The following is a 19230-nucleotide window of genomic DNA, read 5'->3' on the forward strand; positions in this document are numbered from 1 at the left end:
ACTTATTTTACACGGCTAACGTATTCGCCAGTACGTGTATCAACTTTCACTACTTCACCGATTTGGATGAATAGAGGTACACGCACAACGGCACCTGTAGTTAATGTTGCAGGTTTACCACCCGTACCCTGAGTATCGCCTTTTAGGCCAGGATCTGTTTCTGTTACTTCCAATTCAACAAAGTTTGGTGGTGTAACAGCAATTGGGTTATCGTTCCACGTAGTAATAACGCAGATATCTTGTTCAACAAGCCATTTAGCCGTATCACCAACCGCTTTTGCGTCAGCTTCAACTTGCTCAAACGAGTCATTGTTCATAAAATGGAAGTATTCGCCATCGTTATATAGATACGCTAATTCTGATTCCATTACGTCTGCTGCTTCAACAGTTTCGCCAGACTTAAATGTTTTTTCTAAAATTTTACCAGAAATTAAACGACGAACTTTAACGCGGTGAAATGCTTGGCCTTTGCCTGGTTTTACATGATCATGATCGATGATAGAGCAAGGCTCATTATCAAGCATGAATTTTAAACCACCTTTAAAGTCACTGGTTTTGTATGTTGCCATGTTATCCTCATGAAAAAATAGATTTCAATAATTAGAGTTCAATAATGCCGCAAATGATAACCCGAAATGGAGCAAAGATGCAGGAAAATTGGAAAAAAGACTTAGCAAGTGCCATTTCAGATCCTAGAAAGCTACTTTTTATACTAGAACTTCCCGAGGTATCTTTCCAATCAGATTTTGCAGCAAGGCAGTTATTTCCTATGCGCGTACCGCAATCATTTGTGGATCGCATGGAAAAAGGCAACCCGAAAGACCCGCTATTTCTGCAAGTTATGCCTAAGCAGCAAGAGTTTATCCAACAGGCAGGCTTCATTAAAGATCCGCTTGATGAACATGAAGCGGTGGTGCCAGGATTACTGCACAAATACACCAACCGAGTCCTGTTTATTGTCCGCGGCGGTTGTGCAATCAACTGTCGTTATTGTTTCCGCCGTCATTTTCCGTATCAAGACAACAGTAATAACAAGCACGAATGGCAACAAGCGATAGACTATATCCGCGCTAAACCCGAGATCATCGAGGTCATTTTTAGCGGCGGCGATCCGCTCATGGCCAATGATGAACAACTAGGTTGGCTGGTTGCACAATTAGAACAGATCCCACATCTTAAACGTCTGCGTATACATACCCGGTTACCCGTGGTGATGCCGACTCGTGTTACCGATGAATTGGTGACACTGCTAAAACAATCAAGCTTGCGTTGCAGTGTGGTCTTACACATTAACCACCCCAATGAATTAGCCGCAGAGTTACCTGCAGCATTAGCGAAATTCACCACTGCCGGGATCAGTTTATATAACCAAGCAGTGTTATTAGCAGACATTAATGACAATGCTGATGATTTAGTGGAATTACACGAGCGCCTGTTTGATAATCGAATTCAGCCTTACTATTTACATCTGCTCGATAAAGTCGAAGGTGCTAGTCACTTTGATGTGCCTGAAGAAAAAGCGGTCGCGATAATGAATGAATTATTATTACGGTTACCGGGGTTTTTAGTGCCCAAGTTAGTCCGTGAGATCGGGGGTGAGAAAAGTAAAACGCCTATTTCGATTTAGGACTGATCATTAGGTAATAAAAAAGGAATGACCACCAGGCCATTCCTTTTAACTCGCTAAACTTAAGTCTAGTGACGATTAATGCAATTTAAGTGTTGGGCGTAATACCCGATTCAAACTACCCACTAACATCATAAGTCCTGTTTTCACATAACCGTGTAAGGCAACTTGGTGCATACGGTACAGTGAAATATATACCATTCTGGCAATACGACCTTCAACCATCATGCTGCCTTTGGTTAAGTTGCCCATTAAGCTACCCACAGTACTAAAGCTACTTAACGATACCAACGAACCGTGATCATGATACACAAACGGTTTCAGTGTCGAGCCACCTTGCATCAATATCATGATGTTTTTAAATGCAATCGTTGCCATTTGGTGTGCAGCTTGTGCGCGTGGTGGTACCAATGACCCATCTGCTTGTGTGCAAGATGCCAAATCACCAATCACAAAGATACTGTCATCACGGCTGGCTTGTAAACTCTCTTGAACCACGATTTGGTTAATACGATTGGTTTCTAATCCCGCAATATCTTTCATAAAATCAGGTGCTTTAATACCTGCAGCCCATACCATTAATGATGCTGTAATTTGCTCACCATCTTTGGTTACTAAGCCTTTACTGTTCGCTTCTGTCACCATGGTTTCGGTGCGCACATCGACACCAATTTTAGTTAATTCATGGTGCGCAGCTGCAGAAATACGTGCCGGTAATGCCGGTAAAATACTCTTACCCGCTTCAACTAATGTCACGTTTAACGATTCTTGATTTACATTCGTAAAACCATAAGCCGATAATTGTGATGCGGTATTATGTAATTCAGCAGACAGTTCAACCCCCGTCGCACCCGCGCCGACAATCGCGATATTTACTTTGGCATTTTTATCTTTGCTAGCACCATGCAACAAGAATGCATTCAATAATTCTTTGTGAAAACGATGTGCTTGATCTGGACTGTCTAAGAAAATACAGTTTTCTTTAACACCTTTGGTATTAAAGTCATTACACATACTGCCTATCGCTAATACCAAGTAATCGTATTGTAAGGTACGTTCGGCAATCAGTAATTCATTACAATCATTATATAAAGGGGCAAGGATGACGGTTTTAGTATCACGGTCTAAACCTGAAAAACACCCTAGCTGAAAATCAAAACCTTGATTCTTTGCATGGGCAGCATAACTTAATGCATCGATACCGGTATCAAGTGAGCCAGTCGCCACTTCATGTAATAACGGTTTCCATAGATGGGTTTTATTACGATCCACCAGCGTAATGCTCGCGGTGCCTTTTTTACCCAATTTACGACCCAGTTGCGTAGCAAGCTCAAGGCCACCCGCACCACCTCCGATCACAAGAATTTTTTTCATCTTATTACGTCCTCATAGATATATCAGTTAACAACTGTGAGGACAGCTTTTAACTGATACAACTAAGCAGATGTGAGTCTTGCTAAATCATTCCGTTGACCAAGCATTAAAGCATAATTTTCAGGTCTAAATCTAGCAAAATTGAGCTAGATCACATTCAGAATATCAATGATCGAGTGTACCGCCATTTAATATAATTGAAAATGGAATAACCATTCTCTACATATTGTGTCTTGTTCTGATATCCCTGATCGTCTCTGATATAGCATCTTGAAGTAACTTGGGTATATAATACCGACCCATTTATCGATAAGAACCCAGCGCAATGACAAATCAACAACTTCATGAACAGCTAACTGCACAGCTTAAAGGCTTTTACCATCCAGCTATCGAAGCGGATGAGTTTTTAACGTTAATCAGCAAACGTAAACTGGGTAAGTTTAGCGCGATCTTTGCAGCTGACAGTGGCTTTAAAGCAAACTCAAACCGATTCCTACCTTATATGGAAGAATTAGTTGAAAATCAGCAAGCATTACCAAAAACAGATGAAGAAGGATTTGATGTCGCCATCGCTGCATTCCTAGGTAAATTACAACAAATGCATAATGTACTTGGTCAGTTCTCTGAGCAATTAAAAGAGAAAAAGAATACACCGAGTAATATTGGTGAATAGTTTCTGTTAATAATACTGGCTAATAGTAGCGGTGAATAATACCAGTTTCTAATGCCATTCATCTTATGAATGGCATCTTCATTTACCCTCTTTCTACGCAACCCACCCCCCCTATCGCTCGCGTAATCTGCAAATAAAAATGCAATATATAAAATATATAGTTATAAACCATTATAACAAACAATATAGATACCTCTAAATGTATACCCTTTTGTTATAACGGGTGAAAAAAACGCTATTTTATAGAGTCTTAGCTCTACAAATCTCAGTATCTCATAGTAAAATTTTACATATTTGCAAACAGATCAGAGCAGTTTAATTTAAACATTTTAAAAAATAGTTAAAAGTTATTTAAAACCATATATAACAATGAATTACCTTCACGTTGTGAATAAAGATAAATCGTTGTTGTCTAAATGTTAAGACTATAAAGCATTAGAAAAATAGACAGTTAGTCATAAACTGCTATAAAAATACCTTTACGATCTAATACGAAAGGCTTAGATTTCACTGCAAGTTTAAAAGGTATTCAAAAAGTTCATTTTATTTGAACTGACATATCGCATTCATAATTTCTAATTTTATATGGTGGTTTACATGAGAATTAATAAAGTTGCTCTAGCAGTTACAGCATTACTTGCCGCAAGCCAAGTTCACGCAGCTGGTTTCCAGGTTAGTGAACATTCTGCGTCAGGTTTAGGCCGCGCATTCGCTGGTGAAGCAGCAATCGGCGATGATGCAGCATCACTTGCACGTAACCCTGCGTTAATGGCAACTTTTGATAAAGCCCAACTATCAGTTGTGGGTTCTTATGTAGATCCAGACATTAGCGTTAAAGGTGTTACCGGATATCCTCTAGCTGGTATTTCAGCCTCAGACTTAGACGCTGATGATGTCGCTCCAGCACAAGTAGTTCCAGCAATGTACTACATCCAACCGCTTAACGAGAAAGTAGCTGTTGGTTTAGCTATCTATTCAAATTATGGTACCGGTACTGAATATAAAGATGATTATGCAGGTGGCTCTGCAGCTGGTACAACACATATCATGAGTGTCAATTTCAACCCGAATGTTTCTTACCGTATAAATGAGCAACTAAGCCTCGGCGCTGGCGTTAGCTTCGTTTATGCAACAGCTGAATTAGAACGTAATGCAGGTGCAGGTGCAACCCCAGCAATGCAGATTGCAAAAATGGAAGGCGATGGTTATGGTTTCGGTTGGAATGTTGGTGCGCTATATGAAGTTAATGAAAATAACCGTTTCGGCATTAGCTATAAATCAAAAGTTAAAACTGAGCTAGAAGGTAAATATACGGGATCAACTTCAGGCGGAGTAGAAGTTGATGGTACTTTGGATTTGAATCTACCTTCCATTCTAGAAATTTCAGGTTACCATAAACTAACCGATAAATTCGCAGTTTCATACAGCTGGCAATACAGCACATGGTCTGATTTTGGCGATATTGTTGCAGAAAGTGCAAACTGTGATTCAACAGCTATCGGTGGCAGCCCTGGTGTTTGTCTAGAGAAAAAAGAAGACTATAGTGACTCAAGCCGTTACTCGGTGGGTGGTGAGTACTACCTTTCAGAAGCCGTTACATTACGTGCAGGTTACGCATTTGATGAGCAAGCCGGTAAAGCAACTATGAGCATTCCAGATACAGATCGCCAATGGTATACAGCTGGTCTAACGTATAAAGCAACACCAGCACTATCATTTGACTTCGCTGCAGCCCTCGTTGCAGGTAAAGAGATCACATTTGAAGAAGAGTTACCAGCTATTGGTAATCAATCTGTAAAAGTCACTTCAAGTGGCGATGCGTTCATCTACTCTGCACAAATGAACTACAGCTTCTAATCCAAGCTTAATTCATCACTGCATTAAAAAGACAGCCTCGGCTGTCTTTTTTGTTTTCTGATCAAAATCAATAAAGATCCTGTTTAAGGATCTTTCTCACATCTAGCCATTGCAATTAATTAGACGGTCGGTCTATAATCTGCGTTATGGAAAATATGACAAGCAATCAGCCTAAACCTCGCCGAGGTCGGCCACCAAAAGTAGCCCGTGAAAACAGCGATACTCGCGCCCTGCTCATTCGCAGTGGTGTGGAAGTATTAACGGAAAGTGGCTTTGCCGCTGCTGGTATCGATGGCATTCTAAAAAAAGTCGGTGTACCGAAAGGATCTTTTTATCATTACTTTAAAAGTAAGGAAGATTTCGGTCAGGCCGTCATTGATAACTACGCCAATTACTTTGCTGTAAAGCTAGATAAATGCTTACTTGATGAGTCTATCGCACCGTTACAGCGTATTGTACAATTTGCAGATGGCGCCAAACGAGGCATTGTTAAATTTGAATTTAAACGCGGCTGTTTAGTCGGTAATTTAGGTCAAGAAGTGGCTATTTTACCACACAGTTATCGCCGAATACTGCAAAACATCTTTGCAGTGTGGCAGACCAAGATGCAAGCGTGTTTAGAGACAGCTCAGCAACAAGGTGATATCAAGCAAAATATCAACTGTGCACAACAAGCAGAATACTTTTGGATCGGTTGGGAAGGCGCAGTGATGCGGGCGCGACTTGTACAGTCAGTGCAACCGTTAGATTTATACATCGCGACCTTTATTGCCAGTATCGCCACCAGCTAAATACGGCATAGATTAATCATAATTAGGCTATTTATAACGGACGGTTATACCGAACAGTTATGACTAACATTCATTATAAATAGCGATTACCTATTTCTTATTGAAAATTTTTTACATTTTAATAGACGACCAGTCTATATTCGGAGAAAATCATGTTTAAAGGCATTTTAATCGAAAAAAATGACGACCAATACACAGCGTCAGTACAATCAATTGATGAATCACAATTACCTGCAGGTGATGTAAGCATTGATGTTGCTTACAGTACCCTTAACTTTAAAGACGGATTAGCGATCACAGGTAAAGGCCCTGTAGTACGCAGCTTCCCTATGGTACCGGGTATCGACTTAGTGGGTACTGTAACTCAAAGTGATAGCGACAAATTCCAAGCTGGCGATCAAGTATTACTGAATGGTTTTGGGGTGGGTGAGAAGCATTGGGGCGGCCTTGCCGAAAAAGCCCGCCTGAAGAGTGATTGGTTAATCAAACTACCAGCAGGCTTGTCAGCAAAACAAGCAATGGCGATCGGTACTGCGGGTTATACTGCGATGTTATCGGTTATTGCCTTAGAGCGTCACGGTATCACCCCAGACAAAGGCGATGTACTGGTAACCGGTGCTAACGGTGGAGTGGGTAGTTTTGCCATTACTTTATTAGCGAAACTAGGCTATCGCGTTATTGCATCAACAGGTCGTCCAGAAGAAGCGGATTACTTAACAGCATTAGGCGCAGCAGAGATCATCGATCGTAATACATTGTCAGCACCAGGTCGTCCAATGGTAAAAGAACGTTGGGCAGCGGCGATAGACTCTGTTGGTAGTCACACACTAACCAATGTATGCGCGGGTCTAAAATACGGTGGTGTGGTGACAGCCTGTGGTCTAGCACAAGGCATGGATTTCCCTGCAAGCGTAGCGCCGTTTATTTTACGTGGCATTACCTTAGCGGGTATCGACAGTGTAATGCGTCCTCTGGCAGACAGAGAAGAAGCCTGGGCACGTTTAGCTGACATCCTAACAGATGATGACTTTACCTCTATCGGCACTGAGATCAGCTTAGATGAAGCCGTAGCAGCTGCACATGATCTGATGGCGGGTAAAGTACGTGGTCGTGTAGTGGTTAACTTACAAAAGTAATTTATTACTGATTTAACATCATATAGCAGTAGGGTCTATGCCTACTGCTTTTTAGCCATGCAACTGAATCTCTCAAACAGAAAATCCAAGAATAGTCGGAGCCGTTTCGGTTGATACTTCTTACTGATATACACCACATTTAAGTCTGCACTTGACGCTGAGATCGATGTATTAAAATTGGTCATATAACCGTTGAGCACGGTAACAAGACGTAAATTGTGAATATCATCTTGCACATCTAAAACAGATTTAAGCGCTATCCCTGCCCCCTCTAATGCCCAATATCGAATCACTTCACCATCATCTGAAAATCGCTTAGGAATAACAGTGATCGCATTCTTCTTGTCTTGATCTTGAAAGTGCCATGTTTTAAGTTCCTCATGACTGCGGATCATGGCGAGACAATCATGATTAACCAAATCCTGTGGCGTTAATGGCGTGCCATGCTTTGCTAGGTATTCTGGCGATGCACATAGCACTCGTTGGCTGGATGATAGTCGTCGTGATATTAAACTGCTGTCAGCAAGCTCTCCATACCGAATGACAATATCGATACCCGATTCAGCAATATTAGAAATATCATCGTTCAAATATAGGTACGGCACCACATCTGGATACTGCTTACAGAACTCAGACAATATAGGCAGAATGTATTGTTTACCTATGTCCTTTGGTGCAGAGATTTTTAGTGAACCTTTCACTTCTTTTACACCATTGAGGATAAGGTTCTCAGTTTCACTCACATTCTCCAATATCTCAATACAGGCTTTGTGGTAAAGCTCTCCAGAGTCCGTCAGTGACACATGCCTTGTGCTCCGATTAAGCAGCTTCACACCATACCTTTCTTCAAGGGCCTGAAGTCTTGTTGTCATTGTCGCAGGAGAAAGGCCGAGATCACGACCAGCTGCAGCGAGTCCATGGTGTTTCACAATACTCACGAACATGGCCATATCAGAAAATTTATCCACCTCTCCCCCTATTATTTAGTTTATCCGAATAATGATTTTACATTTTACTCAATTATCAAATTAAAGCTAAAGAATATAATGACGACATCAACAGAAGTAGCACGCAACTTAACCTTAACTCGCCTAAATCATTAATCGTCATTATCGACTTCCCAAGGAAACAATCATGAAAACACCGATGAGTAAATTATTCCAGAAAGCGAATCTCCAAAGTTTGGATTTACAAAACCGAGTAGTAATGGCCCCGATGACCCGAGCTCGCACAAGTCAACCAGGTAACATACCAAATGAAATGATGGCAACATACTACAAGCAACGGGCGACAGCTGGTTTAATCATCTCTGAAGCGACTCAAATTTCAGATGACTCCCAGGGTTATTCATTCACTCCTGGTGTTTACACCGACGAACAAGTAAAAGGCTGGCAACCAATAACTAAAGCTGCACACGACCAAGGTGCTGTGATGTTCTGCCAGCTATGGCATGTGGGTCGCGTTTCTCACCCAACATTTCAGAACGGTAAACTACCTATCGCACCTTCAGCACTCGCGCCAGTTGAGACTAAAGTTTGGATTTCTGATGACCAAGGTAACGGCACCATGGTGGATTGCATTCAACCCCGAGCGATGAATCAAGCAGATATAGATCGCGTGATTCACGATTTTTCTTACGCTGCAAAACGCGCAATAGAAGCGGGTTTTGATGGGGTTGAGATCCACGGTGGTAATGGCTACCTTATCGACCAGTTTCTTCGTACAAACTCCAACAAGCGTACTGATAACTATGGCGGCACGCGTGAGAACCGCCTCCGTTTCCTGCTTGAAGTTGTTGATGCCGTAATTAAAGAAATCGGGGCTGATAAGGTTGGTGTTCGCCTTGCTCCATTCATCACCTTTAAAGATATGGATTGCCCAGATATCGTTGCAACAATCCTTGATGCATCGCAAGCACTACAAGCTCGTGATATCGCTTATATGCACTTATCAGAAGCGGATTGGGATGATGCACCCGTGATACCTGAAAGCTTCCGTATTCAGTTGCGACAAATTTTCAGTAACACCATCATTGTCGCGGGTAGCTATACGCAAGAACGCGCAGATGAAGTACTAAACAAAGGTTACGCAGACCTAGTCGCCTTCGGTCGTCCATTCGTATCAAACCCCGACTTGGTTTCACGTTTAAAGAACAATAATGAACTCGCTGACTTGGATGGCGCTACGCTGTTTGGTGGTAACAAACTTGGTTACACGGATTATCCAACTCTCGATGCTCTTTAATTAGTCTATTGCAGATAAAAAATCATCGAGCTGATTATACGGGTCCCTTAACAACAAGGTTGTATGAAAAACATCTAACCAGTCACCTACAGATAAGTAACCTAACGGGGCTGGTTGCTTAGTTATACTTTTATGACGAAAGCGCAATTTATAAGCATTGTCTTTATGTATAAAAGGCAATAATTTCTTCATTAATACCTGTTGATAGTCATACCAATGACGGATACATTCTGCTGTTGGCTTTTTTAATAAATCACTTTGAACTATTAGGGTCCATAAGTTCCTATCACTCATATAAAATTTATTAAAATCAAAAAAATCAGCCATATTATTTTCTAAGATACCGAGCTCTTCAGCATAATCTTCAACCATCCAATCCATCGGTTTGGCGGGTAAATGATGGATATGATGTTCAAATATTGTCATTAAGGTTACTCTCAATATATTTGGTGACTTTAAGTTTGTCATCATAAAAATCCACCGACGGTTATTAATACAATACCTAAGCCATGATTGACCGCCCAACAAGGTTGAGTGATAATTATTACGATTAATGAACGCTAACTATAACGCTGATTGCTTTCAACTAGTTATGCATATTTAGACAGGGTAATTAATACAGTTATTATATTTGGTTACTTATAGCGACATTATTTATTTTGTCGATAGCAAAAATAAAAAAACCAAAGAGTAAAATCCTTCGGTTTTTTTCAACTAATTTATTCCGACAAACGAGTTAATTCACTAATCACACTCAATAAATTTCACATTGGTAATAGCATCTGCTGAAAATTGTGCGATGAACTCCTGCCAGCGTGTTGTCATCGCTGCTAACCAAGCTTGCGGATCTTGTATTAAGCTTGGCTCCATGGAATAAAGCGTTAGAACCCAATCGTTTCCTAGTACATCGATAAAAATTTCACCAACAATATTTTTGTTGACCTGTTTAGAATCAATATCACGGCCAATAACATCACTAAGAGGCGGTAATTCTCGTTCTTCTTTTGCCCACTTTAGTGCTGCTTCGTAAATACGCGTCAATTCCGGTTCAGTTCTGGGCAAATTTTCCGCGGTAAACTCAAAATCACTGCGTATTGGCTTAGGTAGTGCTTTTATTTCCGGAAAAGCCTCATCGTAAGTCGGAAATTCGCCTTTTACTAGCCACAGCGGCATATAATCAGTTTCAACCTCTGGTACTAGGCCGAACCTATCATAGGCATAAGCCGTAATGCCCGTGATACAAAGCGCAATCATTGCCTCTGCATCATGTGACCTATCTTCATTATCATAGTAGGCTTTATGTGCCTGCAGTGCGTGCAACAAGCTACTCTGATAATGTGATTCTCTCTCTGCGCTGTGAACAACGCAGATCAATTCAACTAAGGGTAAATAGAGATGATTAACGTATTCTTTCTGCTCCTCCCACTCCACATAAAAATGAGCAGACGCTTCTACCACCTTGTCTCTTAGCTTACGCATGTCTGCGTAGGGCTTAAACATACCTTTGCATAGTTCGGCAAATGCAAGCTCAAAACCATCCATCTGACCCGAACTATATGGCTTTGAAATGATATTATCAGGCAAACCAAGTAGTATCGGCAAGTGAGAAAAATGATCGCGTAATATCAAGGTAACGAAGAACATGTCAAGCCAATCCCTAAACATGAGCTCCTTTTTACTATCGGCAATCACCTCACAATTATGCCCCTCTAACGTGAGTGTTATCTTTTTGCCCTCATGTAACTGAGAAAAGACACCCAACATCCCTGACTCTGGAAATGTATACAGGTTACGCATAATTTGGGTTTTAGGTTTATTTAGTAAATAACTTTTCCCAATTAAAGCTTGTAATCCATTTACACTACATAAATTCCGATAACGACTTGCATTAAAATTACTTAGTTTTCGTCTTTCCCAATTTTTAATATCACTGACATAATCTGAGTTTATTCCTTCCTGTATTGAAGGGCTAAGAGTGTCGAACTTATTAAATCTATGATGTGTCAATGTCATGTTGGTTTTCCTAGTGTTCATAATTAATCACTTCAATATGTTTTAATGCGCCATTATCATCAAGTTTCTGCTTAACAACTTTATATTTAAAGTTATCTTCGTATTGTTTTAGATAATCAAGCGTCTTTTTAAATTCGGCCATTTCCTCTGGGTTTTTAGTGCTATCCTTTGCCTTTTCGTACCACTTATTCATATCCTTAATGATTGACTCTGTGTAATCTTTAGAGCCCTGTTGTACAAGCCGCCCCTTATACATTTTACTACCTAATTTGCTATTACCACCTTTAGCTTCTAAAAAGGTTATCGTGATAATGTCACTTGGTAGGATAGTGTAACTTTTATATATACTTGCAAGTGTTAAGTCAGCTGTTGTAACTATCGCTTCACTCACATTGACAGAACTATTATTACCCGTTGATTCAATATATAGACCTCCGGTGTATATTGGTGCTGATATAGTGATTTCACCACTTAGTTGACGAGAGCTGTTAGTCGGATTTATTGCTATACCACCATTTATAAAATCAAAGGTATTATGTCCAGCGATTAATTGTAAATTACCAGTAGCAATGCTGAGAGTTCCGCTGTCATCAACAGTTAGTTTTCCTTGTGGGGTCTTTGTTGCTGACAGCTGCGTATTTATTTCGCCATTAATGCGTATATCATCAGCGATTAAATCAATAATACTGGCTCCGTTCGTGATTAAACCTTCTTTTAGACCTCTCCCATTTTGAACACTATTGATGTCTATTGAACCTTTATTTACTACAAATGATGTTAGTTGACCATCATCAAAAATAGGCCGACCAGTCGTCAATACAATACGAGAACTATTATTTATTTCACAGCTTTTACATTGAATCCCTGATTCACTAATGATGATAAGCTCAGCACCCTTACCGATAATATTTATTTCACCTAATACGAGTGGACTTTTTCTTTTTGAATGCAAGATGATGACTTTGGGTGCTTGCGTAGTGCCTTTTAATAGCGGATTAATAACAGGATTATTAATTATATTGAGAGGTTTATTGTATTGTTCAAATGATGTAAATTCATTATAAGAAATGCCTTGATTATTGGCAGCTCGAATATACAAGTTGTCGAAATCGACACCTACTTTAAACTGTGCAGCTAATGAATTTTGATCCACATTAGTGATATTGCCTTTAAACGCCAAAACTGAACACGAAAAAAAAATAGCAAAATATAGGCATATATTCCTGAGGATATTAATATTCATGAGATGAATGTTAATAAAGGCCGATTTACTTCCAGCCATATTATTTGTCATTACGAACCCTTCTAATGATTACATATACGTATGATAATAATTACTATTAATATTATCACTTGAATATTTTGGGGTGCAACCATAACTAGGTAGTCTGTGATTTTCAACCATATTAAAAAGAACACATAAATAAAGGTTAAACCACTAATTTAACAGCTTAAATTTGTGGTTTATGATGAATTGAATTGAGCTTGGTTACAGGGTGTAAAACTGGTAATCACTTATTCATTATAAAAATTATTAAGTTAAGCTAAAAACGCTTAAACATCTGGAAGTGCATAATACAAAAAATTCCGAAGAATCAAATCACTCGGGCTTTTTTAACATTCTAAAATGTCATAACATCAGGGGATGTGATGGATTACATCATGCCGCCCATGCATAAGTTAACCATATGTTTTGATTAAATTAGTTACATGGGAATAATTTTAATACCCCACTTCATCCCCTTAAAGCCAGACATCAAAGGTAACCAATTTTTTTTAATAAAATAATACTATTTTTGAATATTTACTTTCACACTTAAATGTTATGTTATAACATAACATAACATAACATAACATTTGAATATTGAAACGTAGATATAATCATGGTTAAAAAAAAGTTACCTGTCACTGTACTCTCTGGCTTTCTTGGCGCAGGAAAAACAACAGTACTCAGTCATATTCTTCATAATCGCGAAGGAAAAAAGGTTGCTGTAATTGTTAATGACATGAGTGAAATAAACATTGACGCAGCCTTTGTGAAAAATGAAGTTTCACTCAATCGTAGTGACGAAAAGCTTGTAGAAATGAGCAACGGCTGTATATGTTGTACACTACGTGAAGACCTTCTATTAGAAGTTGATAAATTAGCAAAAGACGGTCGATTTGATTACCTCATTATAGAATCTACAGGGATTTCGGAGCCACTCCCCGTCGCTGAAACGTTTACTTTTGCCGATGAAGATGGCATTTCGTTATCAGATGTAGCGACGTTAGATACCATGGTGACTGTAGTAGATGCTGTTAATTTTTTGAAAGATTATGATGAAGCAAAATATCTACGAGATGCTGGTGAATCTCTTGGCGATGAAGATGAGCGAAGCGTAACAGATTTATTGGTTGATCAAGTCGAATTTGCAGATGTTCTTCTTATTAGCAAAACAGATTTAGCTAAACCGGCTGATATAAAACGACTTCACGCCATCCTTAAAGTTCTTAATACACGCGCTAAGATTATTCCCATATCTTTGGGGAAAGTTGATATCGATGACGTGCTAAATACTGGTTTGTTTGATTTTGAACAAGCAAAAAAAGCACCGGGTTGGCTCAAAGAAATACGTGGTGAAAAAATACCTGAAACAGAAGAATACGGTATTAGCAGTTTTAACTATATTGCACGAAAGCCATTTAATCCTGAAAAGTTTTATCAGTTTCTGCACAACACAGAACAGTTTGGCAAACTTATTCGTTCCAAAGGTTACTTTTGGTTAGCTTCTCGTCCGCAATTTTGCGGCCAATGGAGCCAAGCCGGCGGAATCGCACACTATGGTTTTGCAGGTATGTTTTGGAAATCAATCCCAGAAAAAGACTGGCCTACAGATCAAGAATCACTCGATGCGATAAAAAAACAGTGGGTTGAACCCTTTGGTGATATGCGTCAAGAGCTCGTATTTATCGGCCAAAATTTAGATCAAAAAAGAATGACGATCGCGCTGGATGAATGTCTATTAACTGAGGATGAATTACTAAAGGGTAAGCGTTTCTGGACAACATTAAATGACCCTTTCCCTCAATGGGGGGAAAACTCATGAGCACCTTAGCTATTAATAATGACATCAACGCTAATACACAAAGCCACACTAACCACGACGGTTCCAGCTTGCTTTCACAGGGTTTAGTTGAAGGACGTACTCCTACCGTATTAACTGATATATACCAAGATAATACAAACATTGTGATTTGGCAGCGTAACCTTGACAATAAATTAACTATTGCGGTTAACCATTTGTTAGAACATAACCCAACATTAACGTTATTATTGATTGTAACGCCAGAAGATTGTTTTGAAGTACTGAGTGAAAAATTTGAAAAATCAGACGCTATAACAGCATTAATTAATGATATCACCTTATTAGTTGATATGTTTTGTTGCCTGTTTAACCTAAAACAAGCGGGATTAAGATTAACAATACTCGACCGAGCTATGTGCCCCCGTTTTCATGTTGACCGTATACCTTGCCGTTTAGTGACAACATACAAAGGCATGGCCACACAATGGCTTGATAATAATATCATTGATCGCTCGAAACTAGGCGCAGAAGACCAAGGAAAAACCGATGAGCAATCAGGTCTAATACAAGATATCGATGATATTAATCAACTAACACAAGGTGATATTGCATTACTTAAAGGCGAGAATTGGGATGAACACGAAGGTGCAGGCCTGGTTCATCGTTCACCTGACGTTTCTCAAGGCGAACGTAGATTGTTTCTAACACTCGATTTTATTAATGATTAAAAATAGATATTAAAAGTACGTTTTTCAGGGCATTACCAGGAAGTGCTATTACTACAAAAAACATTAATCTTTGTTGATGCTCGAAACTTAAAAGACAAACGTTACACCACTCACGACATTTTTAATCAGCAAATGCGATTGCGGATATTGTCATTGGAAATAAAGCCGACTTATATCAAAACGAAGATAAAATAAGAAGGCACCACATCGCTATATCATGCAGTGAATTGAAGTCCCCCTAGCTGAAGCAAGGGGATTCTTGTCGTCTACGGTTTAGGCATTGCAATATTAAATTGCGTTAGTCTTCTAAAACCTCTTACAAGCATTTAACGTGTCGGTACTACCTACCGCCACAAGATTATGTATCATTGAGCTTAAAAAAATATTTGCAGGTCTCTCCGTTATAATGTTGCTTATTATGGGGGGGGATTATCTATGTTCGCCCTAGAAATGATGTTTAATACCAATGGCAGCTTTGGCGCTATTTGGTTTAGCGGGGCTATAATTGGAACATTATTAGTTTGCATACCTAATGGGATGATAGTTATTCATGGTCTCGCTTTTTTTTCTAAATAGAATGTTTACAACTGTGCTTTTCAGCTAGCAGTAAATGTAACTTGGTTTATTTTTTCAGGGCTAGCAGATTGGCCTTTATTCCCATTACTGTGCACCATAGTCCTAAGAAGTACTGCATATAAAGAATTTGTTGAATATTACTATCACCTGCAAACCAACCGCAGAAATGAACGTAAAGCATTGAAGGCCGAAGTTGAAAGATTAAAAAAATAACAGAACACAGTAAAAACAGCTTTAAATAATGGTCACAAAAAAAGCCTTAATCACGATATATCAGATTAAGGCTTTTTTAATTTCTGAGACTTAGCGTTTAACCGCTAACAACAGAGATATAATCGCAAATTTGCGAATGACATCATGCAGCCTGTAGATAAAAGCATACAAGATTTTCAAATATTTATGTCTTCAGTGTGACATAAGTCTATTTTTCTTTCAATGTTGGCCAAACAAAGGGAGCAGGCTTGGTGGAAGTCGTTTCTGCTACTGCTGTATTCTGAGCGAGTATCGCCCTGATTATTTTCCCCGTTTCTTTATGCTTACTACAAAATGTTTTTAGGTATAAAATTTCAACTCTACTGCGTGCCCAAGGAGTTGTACGCAGAAATTTCAAGCTTGATTTAAGACGCGCTTTATTGGTAAAACAACGAATATTAAGTAACTCACCCATCTTATCCCAACCAATTTTCTTCTCTAGCTCGGTTAGAATCTGTTCAAGTTTAACGCCGTGTAGCGGATCATTACTATTATTCATAGTCTACCTAAAATCAAAAAATAGCATTGTAACAAGTTTCCTAAATATTGACAGACTTATGCGTTTAACTCAGGTAAAAGTACACCAATAACTTTATGGAAAAGCTAATTTGCACCTATAAAAAAGCCTTAATCACGATATATCAGATTAAGGCTTTTTTAATTTCTGAGGCTTAGCGTTTAATAGCTAACAGCAGAGATGTAATCGCAAATTTGCGATTTTTACATCATGCCGCCCATGCCACCCATACCGCCCATATCAGGCATAGCTGATGAGCCGCCTTCAGCAGGTGCATCAGTGATCATCGCTTCAGTAGTGATCATAAGACCCGCAACAGATGCTGCAAACTGTAGTGCAGAACGTGTTACTTTCGTTGGATCTAGGATACCCATCGCAATCATGTCGCCATATTCGCCTGTAGCTGCGTTGTAACCGTAGCTACCTTCACCTGCACGCACGTTGTTAGCAACAACAGATGCTTCGTCACCTGAGTTTTCAACGATTTGACGTAGTGGTGCTTCCATTGCTTTTAACGCAACTTTAATACCAACAGTTTGATCTTGGTTTGCGCCTTCAAGATTTTGAATTGCAGCAGCGGCACGAACAAGTGCAACACCGCCACCAGCAACAACGCCTTCTTCAACAGCAGCACGAGTTGCGTGCAGTGCATCTTCAACGCGGGCTTTTTTCTCTTTCATTTCCATTTCAGTTGCTGCGCCAACTTTAATTACCGCAACACCACCAGAAAGTTTAGCCACACGTTCTTGTAATTTTTCTTTATCGTAATCAGAAGATGAATCTTCGATTTGCTTACGGATCTGTGTGACACGACCTTTGATCGTCACTTCGTCACCGATACCGTCAATGATCGTTGTTTCATCTTTGGTGATGATGATACGTTTAGCTTGGCCTAGTTCAGCAACAGTTGCTTTTTCTAGCTCCATACCAATCTCTTCAGAGATAACAGTACCCGCAGTTAGTACTGCGATATCTTGTAACATCGCTTTACGACGGTCACCGAAACCAGGTGCCTTAACAGCAGCAACTTTAACGATACCGCGCATGTTGTTCACTACTAATGTCGCCAGTGCTTCGCCTTCAAGGTCTTCAGCAACGATAAGTAGTGGTTTAGATGCTTTTGCTACGCCTTCAAGTACAGGCAGTAGTTCACGGATGTTAGCTATTTTTTTATCTACTAATAAGATATATGGTGATTCTAATTCAACGCTACCCGTTTCTTGGTTAGTGACGAAGTAAGGAGATAGGTAACCACGGTCGAACTGCATACCTTCAACAACGTCTAGTTCGTCTTCTAGTGCTTGGCCATCTTCAACCGTAATCACACCTTCTTTACCAACACGTTCCATTGCTTCTGCAATGATCTTACCAACGCTTGAATCAGTGTTTGCAGAAATAGTACCTACTTGCTCAATTGCTTTAGTATCTGAACAAGGTACAGATAATTCTTTTAGTTCTAAAACTGCTGCTTTAACCGCTTGGTCAATACCGCGTTTCAGATCCATTGGGTTCATGCCCGCAGCAACTGCTTTTAGACCTTCGTTCACAATTGCTTGTGCAAGTACGGTTGCCGTCGTAGTACCGTCACCAGCTGCATCATTTGCTTGTGAAGCAACTTCTTTGAGCATTTGCGCGCCCATGTTTTCGAATTTGTCTGCTAATTCGATTTCTTTTGCTACCGTTACACCATCTTTAGTAATAAGTGGCGCGCCGAAGCTTTTATCAATAACAACGTTACGACCTTTAGGGCCCAATGTTACTTTAACTGCATTCGCAAGAATGTTTACGCCGTTAAGCATTTTGTCACGTGCGTCTAAGCCGAATTTTACGTCTCTAGCCATCTTAAATAATCCTTTTAAAATCTGTTAATTTGTTGATTTAGCGCTATCAATAATAAAGTGTTGAATTTATTCAACAATAGCTAAAATATCGGCTTCACTCATGATTAAAACTTCTTTGCCTTCTAGCTTTTCAGTTTTAACGCTATAACCTTCACTAAAAATAACAGTATCGCCAACGTTAACAGCCAGTGGGCGTACTTCACCGCTATCTAATAAGCGACCGTTACCAACAGCAATAACTTCACCGCGGGTAGATAGTTCAGCTGATGCACCAGTAAGTACGATACCGCCTGCTGATTTAGTTTCTTGCTCGTGGCGACGAACGATCACGCGATCGTGTAGTGGACGAATTGTCATTTTAAGATCTCCTAAAGAATACATGTTGCGAATATCAATGGTCGATTATTTACCGATACCATGACTATGGAGTAATATATCGGGGCAACTCGTTCCAACTCAAGGGACAAGCGAAAATAGTTAATAAATTCACGTCTGGTAAGCATGTTTATAACTAGTTTTCGACTTGTATCGAT

General features: G+C 39.6%; 17 protein-coding genes. 8 read left to right on the top strand and 9 right to left on the bottom strand.

The features are described 5' to 3' along the window. Positions 1–2 precede the first annotated feature (2 nt). Complete coding sequence (gene efp, locus PE36_RS13155) at positions 3–569, bottom strand: elongation factor P (RefSeq protein ID WP_006032528.1); 567 nt, start codon at positions 567–569, stop codon at positions 3–5. A gap of 44 nt (positions 570–613) precedes the next feature. Between efp and epmB the strand changes: the two genes are divergently transcribed. Next, entirely contained in the window at positions 614–1627 is a 1014-nt protein-coding gene (gene epmB / locus PE36_RS13160) for an EF-P beta-lysylation protein EpmB (RefSeq protein WP_006032529.1), read from the top strand. Between the two features lie 78 nt (positions 1628–1705). On the opposite strand, the gene PE36_RS13165 is transcribed toward epmB, so the two are convergent. Beyond that, complete coding sequence (locus tag PE36_RS13165; protein WP_006032530.1) at positions 1706–3001, bottom strand: NAD(P)/FAD-dependent oxidoreductase; 1296 nt, start codon at positions 2999–3001, stop codon at positions 1706–1708. A gap of 325 nt (positions 3002–3326) precedes the next feature. Here PE36_RS13165 and PE36_RS13170 point away from each other — a divergent pair, with 325 nt between their 5' ends. From PE36_RS13170 to PE36_RS13185, 4 genes are all read left to right on the top strand, one after another. Then, complete coding sequence (locus PE36_RS13170; protein ID WP_006032531.1) at positions 3327–3674, top strand: hypothetical protein; 348 nt, start codon at positions 3327–3329, stop codon at positions 3672–3674. Between the two features lie 597 nt (positions 3675–4271). Next, positions 4272–5531, top strand: coding sequence for an OmpP1/FadL family transporter (locus PE36_RS13175; RefSeq protein ID WP_043994507.1), 1260 nt, complete (start codon positions 4272–4274; stop codon positions 5529–5531). A 155-nt stretch (positions 5532–5686) separates the two neighbouring features. Continuing rightward, positions 5687–6322 carry a TetR/AcrR family transcriptional regulator gene (locus PE36_RS13180; protein WP_043994508.1) on the top strand — a complete coding sequence of 212 codons (636 nt, stop codon included), beginning with the start codon at positions 5687–5689 and terminating at the stop codon, positions 6320–6322. A 152-nt stretch (positions 6323–6474) separates the two neighbouring features. Next, positions 6475–7458, top strand: a complete 984-nt coding sequence (locus PE36_RS13185) for an MDR family oxidoreductase (RefSeq protein ID WP_006032534.1) — start codon at positions 6475–6477, stop codon at positions 7456–7458. 41 nt (positions 7459–7499) lie between these two features. On the opposite strand, the gene PE36_RS13190 is transcribed toward PE36_RS13185, so the two are convergent. Beyond that, positions 7500–8426: a LysR family transcriptional regulator gene (locus tag PE36_RS13190; protein ID WP_043994509.1), complete on the bottom strand. Its 927-nt coding sequence runs from the start codon at positions 8424–8426 to the stop codon at positions 7500–7502. A gap of 166 nt (positions 8427–8592) precedes the next feature. Here PE36_RS13190 and PE36_RS13195 point away from each other — a divergent pair, with 166 nt between their 5' ends. Continuing rightward, complete coding sequence (locus PE36_RS13195) at positions 8593–9702, top strand: alkene reductase (RefSeq protein ID WP_006032536.1); 1110 nt, start codon at positions 8593–8595, stop codon at positions 9700–9702. On the opposite strand, the gene PE36_RS13200 is transcribed toward PE36_RS13195, so the two are convergent. The 3 genes from PE36_RS13200 to PE36_RS13210 form a co-directional block, all read right to left on the bottom strand. Next, complete coding sequence (locus PE36_RS13200) at positions 9703–10128, bottom strand: hypothetical protein (protein ID WP_006032537.1); 426 nt, start codon at positions 10126–10128, stop codon at positions 9703–9705. 318 nt (positions 10129–10446) lie between these two features. Then, positions 10447–11715, bottom strand: coding sequence for an immunity 49 family protein (locus tag PE36_RS13205; protein WP_043994511.1), 1269 nt, complete (start codon positions 11713–11715; stop codon positions 10447–10449). Positions 11716–11725: 10 nt separating this feature from the next. Continuing rightward, a complete protein-coding gene (locus PE36_RS13210; protein ID WP_043994512.1) occupies positions 11726–13009 on the bottom strand; it encodes a hypothetical protein in 1284 nt (427 codons plus the stop codon). Positions 13010–13598: 589 nt separating this feature from the next. Between PE36_RS13210 and zigA the strand changes: the two genes are divergently transcribed. Then, the gene (gene zigA, locus PE36_RS13215; RefSeq protein WP_006032540.1) at positions 13599–14804 is read left to right on the top strand and encodes a zinc metallochaperone GTPase ZigA; all 1206 of its coding nucleotides are present in this window, start codon (positions 13599–13601) and stop codon (positions 14802–14804) included. After that, positions 14801–15511 (top strand): DUF1826 domain-containing protein, encoded by a 711-nt coding sequence (locus PE36_RS13220; protein ID WP_006032541.1) that lies wholly within the window; start codon positions 14801–14803, stop codon positions 15509–15511. The genes zigA and PE36_RS13220 overlap by 4 nt, the downstream gene beginning before the upstream one ends. A gap of 997 nt (positions 15512–16508) precedes the next feature. On the opposite strand, the gene PE36_RS13225 is transcribed toward PE36_RS13220, so the two are convergent. The 3 genes from PE36_RS13225 to PE36_RS13235 form a co-directional block, all read right to left on the bottom strand. Beyond that, positions 16509–16838, bottom strand: coding sequence for a VF530 family DNA-binding protein (locus tag PE36_RS13225; RefSeq protein ID WP_006032543.1), 330 nt, complete (start codon positions 16836–16838; stop codon positions 16509–16511). A gap of 221 nt (positions 16839–17059) precedes the next feature. Beyond that, positions 17060–18697 carry a chaperonin GroEL gene (gene groL / locus PE36_RS13230; protein WP_006032544.1) on the bottom strand — a complete coding sequence of 546 codons (1638 nt, stop codon included), beginning with the start codon at positions 18695–18697 and terminating at the stop codon, positions 17060–17062. Positions 18698–18763: 66 nt separating this feature from the next. Further along, the gene (locus PE36_RS13235; protein ID WP_006032545.1) at positions 18764–19054 is read right to left on the bottom strand and encodes a co-chaperone GroES; all 291 of its coding nucleotides are present in this window, start codon (positions 19052–19054) and stop codon (positions 18764–18766) included. Positions 19055–19230 lie beyond the last annotated feature (176 nt).

The organism is Moritella sp. PE36 (assembly GCF_000170855.1).
Classification (GTDB): Bacteria; Pseudomonadota; Gammaproteobacteria; order Enterobacterales; family Moritellaceae; genus Moritella.